The 12,396-nt window shown below is 61.9% G+C and carries 10 protein-coding genes and 1 CRISPR repeat array (1 of these 11 only partly in view); of the genes, 2 read left to right on the top strand and 8 right to left on the bottom strand.

Annotated elements, in window-relative coordinates; genetic code table 11:
- Positions 1-3,269: direct repeats of the CRISPR family, unit length 37 nt; unit sequence GTTTCAATCCACGCCCCTCGTTGCCGAGAGGCGATGC; it reaches 860 nt to the left of the window's first position.
- Between the two features lie 182 nt (positions 3,270-3,451).
- The 3 genes from cas2 to cas4 are packed head-to-tail and all read right to left on the bottom strand — an operon-like array spanning position 3,452 to position 5,413.
- The gene (cas2, locus tag RCI20_RS16605; protein WP_306607492.1) at positions 3,452-3,742 is read right to left on the bottom strand and encodes a CRISPR-associated endonuclease Cas2; all 291 of its coding nucleotides are present in this window, start codon (positions 3,740-3,742) and stop codon (positions 3,452-3,454) included.
- Positions 3,743-3,744: 2 nt separating this feature from the next.
- Positions 3,745-4,773, bottom strand: coding sequence for a type I-C CRISPR-associated endonuclease Cas1c (cas1c, locus tag RCI20_RS16600; protein ID WP_306607490.1), 1,029 nt, complete (start codon positions 4,771-4,773; stop codon positions 3,745-3,747).
- Between the two features lies 1 nt (position 4,774).
- On the bottom strand, positions 4,775-5,413 hold the full coding sequence (cas4, locus tag RCI20_RS16595; protein WP_306607488.1) for a CRISPR-associated protein Cas4: 639 nt from the start codon (positions 5,411-5,413) through the stop codon (positions 4,775-4,777).
- 73 nt (positions 5,414-5,486) lie between these two features.
- On the opposite strand from cas4, the gene RCI20_RS16590 reads away from it, so the two are divergent.
- Positions 5,487-5,729 carry an addiction module protein gene (locus RCI20_RS16590; RefSeq protein ID WP_306607486.1) on the top strand — a complete coding sequence of 81 codons (243 nt, stop codon included), beginning with the start codon at positions 5,487-5,489 and terminating at the stop codon, positions 5,727-5,729.
- The gene (locus tag RCI20_RS16585) at positions 5,726-6,019 is read left to right on the top strand and encodes a type II toxin-antitoxin system RelE/ParE family toxin (RefSeq protein ID WP_306607484.1); all 294 of its coding nucleotides are present in this window, start codon (positions 5,726-5,728) and stop codon (positions 6,017-6,019) included. The genes RCI20_RS16590 and RCI20_RS16585 overlap by 4 nt, the downstream gene beginning before the upstream one ends.
- Before the next feature lie 8 nt (positions 6,020-6,027).
- Here the strand turns inward: RCI20_RS16585 and cas7c are convergent, their stop codons facing one another.
- From cas7c to RCI20_RS16560, 5 genes are all read right to left on the bottom strand, one after another.
- Positions 6,028-6,909 carry a type I-C CRISPR-associated protein Cas7/Csd2 gene (gene cas7c / locus RCI20_RS16580; RefSeq protein WP_306607482.1) on the bottom strand — a complete coding sequence of 294 codons (882 nt, stop codon included), beginning with the start codon at positions 6,907-6,909 and terminating at the stop codon, positions 6,028-6,030.
- Complete coding sequence (gene cas8c, locus RCI20_RS16575; protein WP_306607480.1) at positions 6,906-8,660, bottom strand: type I-C CRISPR-associated protein Cas8c/Csd1; 1,755 nt, start codon at positions 8,658-8,660, stop codon at positions 6,906-6,908. Before cas8c ends, cas7c begins: the two co-directional genes overlap by 4 nt.
- Positions 8,657-9,310: a type I-C CRISPR-associated protein Cas5c gene (gene cas5c / locus RCI20_RS16570; RefSeq protein ID WP_306607478.1), complete on the bottom strand. Its 654-nt coding sequence runs from the start codon at positions 9,308-9,310 to the stop codon at positions 8,657-8,659. The genes cas8c and cas5c overlap by 4 nt, the downstream gene beginning before the upstream one ends.
- A gap of 43 nt (positions 9,311-9,353) precedes the next feature.
- A complete protein-coding gene (locus tag RCI20_RS16565; protein WP_306607476.1) occupies positions 9,354-11,732 on the bottom strand; it encodes a CRISPR-associated endonuclease Cas3'' in 2,379 nt (792 codons plus the stop codon).
- Positions 11,725-12,396: YafY family protein (locus tag RCI20_RS16560; protein ID WP_306607473.1), on the bottom strand; the 672-nt coding region annotated here is incomplete at its 5' end. The genes RCI20_RS16565 and RCI20_RS16560, both read right to left, overlap by 8 nt.

Genomic DNA, 12,396 nt, shown 5'->3' with positions numbered 1-12,396 from the left:
AGTTGTTTCAATCCACGCCCCTCGTTGCCGAGAGGCGATGCCGGCTGTTTCGGGTGTTGTTGCGTCCGTTATGGTCGGTTTCAATCCACGCCCCTCGTTGCCGAGAGGCGATGCTCGGATGCGCAGGAACTGGAAATGCTGGTGTTCCTGTTTCAATCCACGCCCCTCGTTGCCGAGAGGCGATGCCGTATCGCGGATTCGATCTGGCGACGGGCGATGATGTTTCAATCCACGCCCCTCGTTGCCGAGAGGCGATGCGAGGCGGCCCGTGCGGCGTCAGCCGGGCTTGGTTTGTTTCAATCCACGCCCCTCGTTGCCGAGAGGCGATGCATTTCAAAGAGCCGAAGAAAGGCCAGAAGCGCTGGTTTCAATCCACGCCCCTCGTTGCCGAGAGGCGATGCGCGCAGGAGGGTTAAATCATGGCCCGTGATCTGATGTTTCAATCCACGCCCCTCGTTGCCGAGAGGCGATGCGCACCAACCGCGTTTTCACGTCCGGCGAATACTGGTTTCAATCCACGCCCCTCGTTGCCGAGAGGCGATGCTCCGGGAGTGCGCCGATGACTGACAGGATGAAATTGTTTCAATCCACGCCCCTCGTTGCCGAGAGGCGATGCCGCAAGCCGCCAAGGCACCGGCCGGTAACCAGATGGTTTCAATCCACGCCCCTCGTTGCCGAGAGGCGATGCCCGGAAACCCCGCATGGGATGCCGCGCCGGAGGCTGTTTCAATCCACGCCCCTCGTTGCCGAGAGGCGATGCGATCGAACCCGAACGGATGGCCGCGTAACGGACTTGTTTCAATCCACGCCCCTCGTTGCCGAGAGGCGATGCGCGGCCTGATCGATGCCCGGCACCGGCTGGACGATGTTTCAATCCACGCCCCTCGTTGCCGAGAGGCGATGCGCGGCGTCGAAGGCGTTTTTTGCCCAGTTGGATTGTTTCAATCCACGCCCCTCGTTGCCGAGAGGCGATGCGTCAGCGGCGTTCCGGCCGGCGTGCAGACAGTGGTTTCAATCCACGCCCCTCGTTGCCGAGAGGCGATGCCCGTTCGGCAGGGTGACGCCTACCTCGATTTCCTTGTTTCAATCCACGCCCCTCGTTGCCGAGAGGCGATGCAGGTAGGTTGTCATGCATGGCTCCGGTAAGTTTTGGTTTCAATCCACGCCCCTCGTTGCCGAGAGGCGATGCTCGATCAGCGACAGCATCACGTCGCGCTTGTAGCTGTTTCAATCCACGCCCCTCGTTGCCGAGAGGCGATGCCGGGTGTGGATCGGCTTTGCGTGACGCTGGCTGAGGTTTCAATCCACGCCCCTCGTTGCCGAGAGGCGATGCTCGATTCGTGGGGCCTGGACGAACCGCTGTCGAAGTTTCAATCCACGCCCCTCGTTGCCGAGAGGCGATGCAAGGCGCCGAAAACCGAAGATTGCCGCGACTCGTTGGTTTCAATCCACGCCCCTCGTTGCCGAGAGGCGATGCTCCTCGCCCATCCGGTCGAGGAGTTTATCAATTACAGGTTTCAATCCACGCCCCTCGTTGCCGAGAGGCGATGCATTAAAAACAAATGCACGCCCGACGCTGGAAAATCTGTTTCAATCCACGCCCCTCGTTGCCGAGAGGCGATGCAATGGCAGCACCGTCACCGACGGCACTGCCGTCTGGGTTTCAATCCACGCCCCTCGTTGCCGAGAGGCGATGCCCAGTTTCTGCGGGTGGATCAGCAGCGGCGTGTTGTTTCAATCCACGCCCCTCGTTGCCGAGAGGCGATGCGTTGCTGCCGGTGTTGCTGCGGCTGTCGCGAAGATAGTTTCAATCCACGCCCCTCGTTGCCGAGAGGCGATGCCGAGGCACACCGCGAAACCAAGCGCAAGGCAGAGGTTTCAATCCACGCCCCTCGTTGCCGAGAGGCGATGCGATTGGTCAAAACCGGAACCCCCTTAGTGAAGTTGTTTCAATCCACGCCCCTCGTTGCCGAGAGGCGATGCAGTTCGTCCGGGTGGCCAGTCAGCGCTTGGCTAAGTTTCAATCCACGCCCCTCGTTGCCGAGAGGCGATGCTGTTAATGAACTCGCTGAAGCGATCACCACGAAGGTTTCAATCCACGCCCCTCGTTGCCGAGAGGCGATGCCTCCGACTTCGTGGCGCCACTCCGGGCTGCTTCTGTTTCAATCCACGCCCCTCGTTGCCGAGAGGCGATGCGCCTCCACGTATTGAAGATAACAATCGTGGTATTTGTTTCAATCCACGCCCCTCGTTGCCGAGAGGCGATGCGGAGTGACAAACTCTACGTCTCCTTTACGTGGAAGTTTCAATCCACGCCCCTCGTTGCCGAGAGGCGATGCCCTGGCCTTGCTGGATGGTCCGGACCACCCAGATGGGGTTTCAATCCACGCCCCTCGTTGCCGAGAGGCGATGCGAGGAAACTCGAACCGCGACACCTCCCCAGATGTGTTTCAATCCACGCCCCTCGTTGCCGAGAGGCGATGCGTCGGCCCCGAACATCATCCCGATCCCAACTTGCTGTTTCAATCCACGCCCCTCGTTGCCGAGAGGCGATGCCTTGACGTTGCTGGTGGTCGGCGGCGGTACATCCGAGTTTCAATCCACGCCCCTCGTTGCCGAGAGGCGATGCGCCATCGTCCAGGCGTGAATTCCTTGGGTCAGCGGTTTCAATCCACGCCCCTCGTTGCCGAGAGGCGATGCACCGTGCTTCCCGGAACTGAGACGACATCCCGTTGTTTCAATCCACGCCCCTCGTTGCCGAGAGGCGATGCCCTATTTTTGCGCGCTAAACATCATCGGCAACTGGTTTCAATCCACGCCCCTCGTTGCCGAGAGGCGATGCTTACCATCATGGCGTGCGAGTCGTTGAAATCAACGTTTCAATCCACGCCCCTCGTTGCCGAGAGGCGATGCGGCGGACGGCGGTGCTTTGCCATCCCCTTCTCCTGTTTCAATCCACGCCCCTCGTTGCCGAGAGGCGATGCTTTCCCAGTGGCCGGTCGTCGGCGGAATCCACCAGTTTCAATCCACGCCCCTCGTTGCCGAGAGGCGATGCTCCAGATCGGCAAGGCGACGGCGTCACCGTTGGTGTTTCAATCCACGCCCCTCGTTGCCGAGAGGCGATGCTGGGGACGGCAACGACCAAGCCTGACGAACAACAAGTTTCAATCCACGCCCCTCGTTGCCGAGAGGCGATGCTGGTCCGCGCCGGCAAGCTCTCTGCCCGCACGTTGTTTCAATCCACGCCCCTCGTTGCCGAGAGGCGATGCTCATCTCCCGTAACTACCGGAAGCATCAGAACAAAAAGCCCGTATTGCGCGAACCTCTTTATTCCTGAGCAGAAAACATCTTACGCGAACAGCGCTGCCTCTGAAAAGCCGCATCAAATCAGGCAAAAGCGCGGCGCGCGAACCTCCCGGGGAAAGCATGTTCACTTGGGGTTCGCGCAAGCTCACAGGATGAGCGGCGCGTCGAAGTCGGTGGCGCGGAAACAGCCATGTTCGCGGACTTCGTAGCCTTTCAATTCGGCGATACGGTAGAAGCGCAGATTGTCTTCCCCGTCTTTGATTTCGGCGACCAGATCACGCTCCAGCGCCTCGAAGCGGGCGCGGTCGACCTGGCATTCGAAGACCGATTTCTGTACCCGCTGGCCGACGCTTTCGCAGAGTTTGGCAACGCGGCGCAGGCGTCGGCGGCCTTCGCGCGTTTCGGTGTTAACGTCGTAACAGACGATGACCAGCATGATCAGCGCACCAGGTAGGGTAGATATTCGGCCGTGTCGCCGCGCAGCGTGCGCGCCAGCAGGCGGGCCTGGAGATGCGGCAGCAGGCCGAAGGGCACGGTTTCGCTGAGCAGCGGATGCGTCAGGTTTTCCTGCTTGCGCTCCTGGTAGGCGACCAGCACCGTCTTGCGCGCATCGCCTTCGAGCAGCACGGCGCCGCCTTCGCGTTCGACAAAATCGTCCGCGCCGATCTGGCCGCGATTGATCAGCGAGAGCACCAGACGATCAGCAAAGGCGCGGAATTCTTCCATCAGGTCGAGCGCCAGCGCCGCCCGGCCCGGCCGCACAACATGCAGAAAGCCGATTTGTGGATCGAGGCCGCAGGCTTCGATGGCCGAGCGGCAATCGTTCATCAGCAGCGAATAGACGAAGGAGAGCAAGGCGTTGATCCTGTCGCGTGGCGGGCGCCGGCTACGGCCGTCCATGCGGAAGCTTTCCCTTGCCGGGCTACGGATCAGCGCATTGAGCGCCGCGAAATACTGGCGCGCCGCTTCGCCTTCGACACCGCGCAAGGTATCGGCATCGCCAGCCCCCGGCAGTGCCCGCAAGGCGGCGGCCAGATCGGCCGCGCCGCGTGTCAGGATCGCCGCATCTTCCTCCGCCTTGGCCTCGCGCGCTCCGCGCAGCAAGACCTGACGGCCATTACGCAGCTTGCCGGCGATGCAGTTGCGCGCCACATTCAGGGCGAAAGCCGGGTCGCCGGCCAGACGATGCTGCGCCTGACGCAGCATCACATTGCCCGAAACCGGCCCTTCCAGCCGCGCCTTAAAACGTCCGTGCGTATCGAGCAAAACCAAGCTGATTCCACTGTCGGCCAGCTTGTGCATCAGCGGCAGCGACACCGAAACATGCCCGAAGCAAACTACTGCGCTCAGGTGATGCAGCGGCACCCGCAACCGCGTTTCCTTCTCAACCTCGATGCGCAGGGTTTCGTTATCGAGATGGATGTAACTCTCGGGCGTGGTTACATAAAGCGTGTTGAGCAGTTGCATATCAATCATCCACTTCGAACAGGGAATGCCGGACTGCCGCATGCTCCGGCGTTGGCGCCAGGGCTTCCGGCTGGCACAGGTCGCGCAAGGAGCAGGCGCGGCAGTGGTCATCGTTGAGCGGCGGCGGCATTTCGCCGGATTGCAGCAATTGGCGGACGGCTGCTACGGTCAACTCGATTTTTGCCCTTAAATTCGCGTCGACCGCAACAATCCGCCGTCGGCGCGAAGAGGCGTAATACAAGGTGCCTTCCGGCACCGGCTTGCCGAACATCTCTTCCAGACACAACGCCTGCGCCGCCAGTTGGAGATCGTCGCAAGCCGCAATATCCGCCCGCTTGTGGCGCGAGCCGTGTTTGTATTCCACCGGGTACGGCGTGCCATCGGGCAGGAATTCGACCACATCCGCCTTGCCGACCAAGCCGAGCCGGTCGCAAAACAGCGGCAAGGCCCGCTCGATACGCAAACCGTCGCGCAACTCAAAACCGGGGTCGTCCACCCGCTTGTGCAAAGCCTGGCCACGCAGGGTAAACAGGTTCTCTTCGAACCCCTGCTCGACGTGGATCAGTGCGCACTGGCGCGGGCAGTAGGCCCAGTGCTGGAGCGCAGAAAGGGGAATGGGATCAAGCGGTTCGGTCGTCATCGCTCAATCCCGCCAATGGCTTTGGCAACTTGCTTGGGTTAGCATTGCCCAAGAATGATTGGAGGTTCTCACCATGATCAATTCCCCCCTTGAAGACATCGAAGCCGCCGCCCTGCAACTGACGCCGGCCGAACGCGCCAGACTGGCAGAACGCCTGCTGGTCAGCCTCGACGAAGACGACGAAATTCTGGCCACCTGGGTAGCAGAAGCCGAACGGCGCGCCGATGCGTTCGACCGCGGCGAAATAGAAACTATCGACTTCGACGAGGCGATTGCCCAAGCCCGCGCCCGTATCGCCAACCGCCGGGCGGCATGAAGGCCGTTTTTCTCAAATCGGCACAAGCCGAACTCGACGCAGCCGTCGATTACTACGCCGACCATGCGAGCGACCGGGTCGCAGAAGCTTTTCTGCAAGATGCCCTGCAAACGCGCCAACGACTGATCGAACACCCGGAAATCGGCAAGGCCATCTCGAAACGACTGCGCGCGCTGGCTTTCAAGCATTTTCCCTATTCCCTCATTTACCGGCTTTCCGCTGACACCATCAGCATCCAAGCCGTCGCCCACCAGCGCCGCCAGTTTGGGTATTGGACTGGGCGGCGCTGAGGGAACGCTTACACCCGCTTGATCAGCGTTACCCCAGCCGGCAAACCGGCATCGTCAACGCTGACCTCGTAATCGCCAAAGCTGCGCGCCACGTCCACATCGTCCTTGCGCTTGATCTTGATGCGGTCGAAAAGCGAGTGCGCATGCGCGTTGCCCAGTTCCGAATCGTGCTTGAAGACGTACAACCCGCGCGTCGACATTTCGCCACGCGCCGCTGAGCGGTCATGCTCAAACATCTGTTCCAGTGCTTGCCAGAGCAGTTCCAGGTCTTCTTCGCCAAAGCCGGTTTGCTTGGCGAGGAAGGACGACACAAAGCCATGGGCAACGTAGATGCCGTAAGGAACGGTGTGCTTACGGCCCATCGTGCGGTTGTCGCCCTGCTGCTTCTCGGCCTCGGCTTCCGTTGCCACCGCCATGCGGGTAATCGAATGTTCCTGGGCAATGATCGGATCAACGGAGCGGGCGAAGGTCAGTTGCACCGGGCCGCGAACCTGGCCGCAGTTCACGCCAGTCGACATCACCGCGCCAAAGGTGCGCACGTCGTAGAAATTGGCGCACATCCACTGCCGCGCCTTGTCCACGGTATCGCCGCTGCCCTTGCGCTTCTTGTCGCCTTTCAGTTCTTCCTCTGCACCGATGGCGACGTAGGCTTTTTCGTGGGTCTGGTTGAGAACGGCTTTTTCCTTCACGTAAATGTCAAAAGGCGGCGTTTCGCCTTTGACCAAGCCGACGAAGTTGCGCACCTTGCGCTTCAACGAAACATCCGTCACCAGCCCATGGCCGGATTCGGCATCAAGACGCGGCAGGTTGCCGGCATCCGGGTCGCCGTTGGGGTTGCCGTCGCGCACATCAAAAACAAGAACGAAGTCGTAGCGGTTGTTCAGGCTCATTTGGATTCTCCCTGGGTGGATTGCATGGATTGGCTGGATTCGGATTTGCTGAAAAAGTCCTGGCGCTGGTGGTAGTAGCCGAGGGCAAAACGGCCTTGCTCGGGCAGGCTCAGATGTTTCGGGAAGTCATTGAGGCCACCCATGATTTCGCCAAGCAGTCGCTCGAAATTGACGGCGCGGCCACGATTGGTGAGTTTCGCCAGATGGTGATTTTTGAGACGCAGCAAGGTGGTGAAAACGGCCACCGGCGTGCTGGAAGCTGCACCGTAATAGCGTTCGCGAATGGTCGCGTTGAGGCCGGGGCTGGCTTCTTCTTGGATTTTTTCCAGCGCCGCGAACAGGCGCCCCAGCCGGTAGGCCGGACTGGTGTTCTCTAAATTGAGCATGTCGGACAACTCCTTGTCGAGAGATTGATTCGGTTGAAAGCGTTGCAAACGATTGAGGCTGGCCTTGATGGCGGCAGCCCGCAGGTAAGTGACGTTCTGTTCGGCGCGACAACGCAATACCGCCGCGTTGAGCCAGGTAGCTGGAAACGGACTGCCGGAAAGAATCGCCCGCATGATGTCGCCGCCCAGGTTGGGCGGAATGTTGTCGGCTTTGCCTTGCTGGGCGCAGGCGGCGAGCAGGCGGAAGAGGCTCGGGTATTCCGGGTCTTTCGCGCTGCGCACGACTTTCAAGTCAGCGAACCATTGCCGGATCTGGCGGGCGATTTCGTGCAGCGGCGCGGCATGCCAGAAACGGATGGAAACCCGCGCCGCATTAGGCGCCAGACCCAGCACGTAAAACAGCTTGTCGCCCCGGCCACCGTCAAACTGCCCGGACTGCACCGCGCCGAGCAATGCGCGCACCTGTTCGGCACGCGCGTCGGGATCGTCGCGCTCGCCGAAGATGGCGGCGAACCCTTCCTCGATCTCTGCATCGTCCTTCTGCGCCCAGAACACCGTCGAGGCATCGCCGACCTGGATGCGCTGGCGGGAGTTGCGATCAAGCAGGTGATTGAGCGCCGTGGTGTAGGCAAAGGCCGCCAGCGGGCTGACCGGCGCATTGTCGCCCTGCTCCTTGTTGTAGGAGGCAAACGCGTCGAGGTTGAAGGAAACCAGTGTGGCGCCGGAGCTTTGTGCACCCCAGACGCCCTTGATCACTGTATGCAGACGTTCGGCGGATGCCGCCTGGCCGGTCACTAGGCAGAAACCCGGCTTGCCGCCTTCTTCGGCCACATCGCCCCGTCCGGCAATCACCGCCGGGCGCTGGCAGATCAAATCGCCATCGTTGTGCAGCCGGAAAGTGACGACCGGATTGCCTTCGACGATTTCCGGCCAGGCCGGATCGGCGACCAACGCCGCTTGTCCGAAGTTGGCGTAGAAGTTATCCAAGGCCAGGATGCCTGCATCCTGGCGGGCTTCTTCGGGCAATTCCGCAATCCGCTGACAGAAAGCCGCATGCTGCTCGGCTACCCGTTCCGGCTTGCCCTTGGTGTCGACGCCCAGGGCGTATTCGGCGGTGTCCCACAGCAGGTTGGCCGCCACACCAGAGGAACGCTTGACGCCCTTGGGCACCTGGTAACGCCGCGCCTGTTTCTTCTTGCCATCGCCCTGGCGAGTATCTGTAATGCCGAGCGGCCGGCCTTCGGCGGTCAACTCGACGATGAAAGGAATTTCCTTGTCCTCCAGCCCGAAGGCCGGCAGACGGCGGGCCGGGTCGGGATCGGTGGCCTTGCGCTGGTAGTAGTCGTAAAGGGCTTGCAGGATCATGCCGTCACCTGCGCTTGCGTCAGGTCGATGACCCCGTTTTGCAGATCGGCGCGGAAAAAGTGCGGTTTCGGGTCGTCGACCGCAGCAAAATCCATGTCATAGAGCATCCAGCCCAGGTCGCGGCTTTCAGGCAGGGCGGGCACCTCGCTGCCCGGATCGGTGACCAGCCGGAAACGGGCGGCGAATTCACGGCAACCGAGATAGGGCTGATTGACGCACTGCCCTTTCTCGGCCCGGCGCTGGAACATCTCCCGGTACTTGGCCGGATTCGCCCGCGCATCGTCGCCGACCGGCAGCAGTTCGGCATGCAGGCGATAAGCCACATCGCGAAGGAACAGCCCGGCCCGCTGCTGACGGTCGTCCTCGATGTACAGCGCCAGATTGCCCTGCCCGGCGTTCATCGCCGTCTGGGCATTGCGCACCGAAGCCTTGGCCGACACCTCGTTACGCCGCACGCTAATCCATTTGATCGGCTTCAACACCTCGATGCGGCGCACCTCCCAACGTATCGCCGGCTTCCACAAAATGGCCTCGAACACCGAGCGTGCCGCCGATGGCGTGATCACGTCGTAGGAAACCCGCTCGACCTTCATTTCCGGTCGGGTGAAGCAGGCGAAGTCACCCGATACTTCAAGGCAAAAACTCGTCATCGTTTCTCCTTTTGCATTTCAGTCATTGTCTCTATCACCAGTCTCACAGCACGAGACTCCCCGGATCGCCCGGCACGCCATCCACATTGATACCCAGCACCCGGTCGTAAAGCACATCGTTCCCGAACGACTGCACGTACAGACCCGGAAAATCGCCGCCCAGCGGTTCGATATCGCCCTGCCCTTCCAGGCGTTGCAGGTCGCGCTGGTAGATGCTCACGCCGTAGCGTTGCAGCTTGCGCAGCAGCCAGCGCTGCGGGCCTTCCTTTTTCAGGGTATTCAGCAGCACATCGATGGCGTCGTCGTCCGCGTTGCGCTTGTAGCGGACGAAGACCGTGGCGCCTTCGGCTTCGTCGATCAGGCGGAAGCGCTCGGCGGCGGTGCGGAAATTGACGTCGGCGGCCTGGCCAACGCGAAGCAAATTGCAGACATCTTTTGCATCGAGATCAGCGTCACCATAGAGCCGGCGGAAAAAGTCCGCGAAGCGCTCGACGCCCATCGGGTCGACCTCGGGCGGCAAGGCTTCCCACAGGATGCGCGTCGCCTGTTCCGCCATGCGCAGCAGCCCAGACGGCGCCGGTTTGGGCGGCACGAAGACATGCACCTCGCCCTTGTCCAGCCGCCCCTCGCGGTTGCAGCGGCCGGCGGCCTGGGCGATGGAGTCCAGCCCGGCTAGGGCGCGGTAGACGACGGGGAAGTCGATATCGACGCCGGCTTCGACCAGTTGGGTGCTGATCACCCGGATCGGCGGCGGGGTTTGCCCGGCGACCAGCGCCTGCCGCCTGGCCACCAAAGCCTGCTTGATGTCGGCAATGGTGTCGCTGCGGTGCTGGGCGCACATCAGGCCGGACAAATGCCACAGGCCGGTGCGGTCTTCGGCCTTGACCCGCATATAGAGTTCGCGCGCATCGGCGCGGCGGCCGACGACGGCGAGCACGGCATCGTGCCCAGCGATTTGCGGCGCCAGTTGCTCCCAGTTGCTGGGGGTTTTCAGGTCGGCCGGCAGATGGACCTTGACCCGCTCCAGCGCACCGTAGAGCCCGGCCACGTCATCGACGATTTCACGGATTTCGCCGGCCGCGAAGCCGCGCAGTTGGCGGGCTTGGTCGAAACCGTTGCGGCTTTCCAGCGTCGGCTGGGTGGCGGTGCACAGCACCAGCGTGACACCGTAATCCTTGACCAGCAGGCGCAGCACGTCGACCACCGGTTGCAGATAGGGCACCGGCAGCAATTGCGCTTCGTCGAGGACGATAACGCTGCCGACCAGGTTGTGCAGCTTGCGGCAACGCGAGGTGCGGCTGGCGAACAGGCTTTCCAGCAATTGCACGTTGGTCGTGACGATCAGCGGCGCATCCCAGTTTTCACAGGCCAGGCGGGAACGGGCGGTTTCCAGCTTGTCGTCCACCTCGACATTGCTATGGTGTTCGATGACGTTCTCGTCGCCGAAGATGCTGCGGAAGATGCCCGCCGTTTGCTCGATGATGCTGGTGTAGGGAATCGCGTAGATGACTCGGCGTTTGCCGTGGCGCACCGCATGCCGTAACGCAAAAGCCAGGCTGGACAGCGTTTTACCGCCGCCGGTCGGCACTGTCAGGCTGAACACGCCGGGGAGGCATTCGGCCTTGGCGAGGCAGGCGCGTAGGACTTCGGCGCGTTTCAGATTGACCTGGCTTCCGGCCTCGCCACGCTCGGCGACCTCCTTCGCCATCAGCGCCAGACGTTCGGCCAAGCGCTTTTCCAACTCGTCGACGGGCACGAAACCGCTACGCGCCTCGGCCTTGCCTTGCGACATGAATCTCTCGGTGTCGAGAAAATCGGCATCGACCAGGCAGGAAAACAGCATGCGCAACCACAGCGCGAAACGACCGGGAATGTTGTCTTTCTGATCGGTGCGGATCGCGTTCAGGTCGGGCAAACCGGCGGACGGCTTGAGGATGGCTTCGGGAATCGCCACGGCCAGCGCGTCGCGACCTTCTCGTACCGTATCTTCGCGATTGAAGCGTTCGTGCAGGCCGCCGAACCAGTCGTCCAGCCCGGCGTGGTGACCGGCAATCAGATAAGCCAGCACGCGCGCTACGACCGGGCCGGAACGCTTGTCCACTTCAGCCAGATACTGCTGCGCCCACAAGGCGCCGGCAGCCGAGTGCGTTTTCTCGGGACCGGCGACGCGGCCTTCGATGTGCGCATCCGGATCGCCGCACTGCCGGATGTAGTGCTGGAACCCCTCCCGGTATTTACCGAGGTCGTGCCAGATGCCGGCCAGCGCCGCCCACGGCGCGGCACCGAATTCGGCGGCAAAGTCGGCAGCCAACTCTGAAACATCAACCAGATGGTCCTCAAGCCGATGCGCAATCAAGCGGCCGTTATCGTTCCTGATGTGCGCCAGGAAATCGGTGTGTTCAAAGTTGCGTTCATCACTCATCCCCATACCTCCCCACCGCCGCCTTCAACAACCTCACCACCTTCTCCCTCAACCCCGCCGGCTCCACCACTTGGCAATCCGGGCCGTATTTCAAAATATCCATAATCAACTCCGGATCGTTGCTGTACGGCAGGCGCAGTTGGTAGCTGCCGTCGTCGAGAAAGCTGCCTTGCTGCTCCGGGTGCCAGTGTTCTGCAGCCACCCAGCGGGCGCGTTCGTGGGTGAAGGCGAGCGTCGCCCATTGCACTTCGGCGCCGGCAAAGATGCCGTAACCCGCCCCCAGCGCGGCGTCGAGTTCGGCTTCGGGGATTTCCTGGGCGACGGCGTCAATGGTTTTTACCGTTTTTATCGCGTCGACCGCAAAACTGCGCAGTTCGTCGCGCAGGTGGCACCAGGCGTCGAGGTACCAGTTATCCCGGTAATGCGTCAGCCGTTGCGGTGAGATTTCGCGTTGGCTGGTGTCACCGTTGCTGCGGGCGTTGTACTCGACGCTCAGCCGGCGCCGTTCCATCAGCGCGGCGGCGATGTGCTGGAAGTGTTGCGGCGCGTAGTGGCGGGCGGCGGCGCTGAGGATGCGGATGCGGCGGGCGATGTCGTCGGCGGAATCGGTGGCGCTTTCGAGCATGCCGAGCAGGCGCTGGCGCAGCGGGCCGACGTGTTCGGC

Origin of the sequence: Azonexus sp. (assembly GCF_030824335.1) — a bacterium.
GTDB lineage: Bacteria > Pseudomonadota > Gammaproteobacteria > Burkholderiales > Rhodocyclaceae > Azonexus.
Note: the sequence above shows the minus strand (reverse complement) of the source record. Positions and strands in the feature narration are given on the sequence as shown.

Bases quoted from the DNA above. Each gene is read 5' to 3' on its own strand.
- cas2 (WP_306607492.1), bottom strand. From the start codon at position 3,742: ATGCTGGTCATCGTCTGTTACGACGTTAACACCGAAACGCGCGAAGGC.
- cas1c (WP_306607490.1), bottom strand. From the start codon at position 4,773: ATGCAACTGCTCAACACGCTTTATGTAACCACGCCCGAGAGTTACATC.
- cas4 (WP_306607488.1), bottom strand. From the start codon at position 5,413: ATGACGACCGAACCGCTTGATCCCATTCCCCTTTCTGCGCTCCAGCAC.
- RCI20_RS16590 (WP_306607486.1), top strand. From the start codon at position 5,487: ATGATCAATTCCCCCCTTGAAGACATCGAAGCCGCCGCCCTGCAACTG.
- RCI20_RS16585 (WP_306607484.1), top strand. From the start codon at position 5,726: ATGAAGGCCGTTTTTCTCAAATCGGCACAAGCCGAACTCGACGCAGCC.
- cas7c (WP_306607482.1), bottom strand. From the start codon at position 6,909: ATGAGCCTGAACAACCGCTACGACTTCGTTCTTGTTTTTGATGTGCGC.
- cas8c (WP_306607480.1), bottom strand. From the start codon at position 8,660: ATGATCCTGCAAGCCCTTTACGACTACTACCAGCGCAAGGCCACCGAT.
- cas5c (WP_306607478.1), bottom strand. From the start codon at position 9,310: ATGACGAGTTTTTGCCTTGAAGTATCGGGTGACTTCGCCTGCTTCACC.
- RCI20_RS16565 (WP_306607476.1), bottom strand. From the start codon at position 11,732: ATGAGTGATGAACGCAACTTTGAACACACCGATTTCCTGGCGCACATC.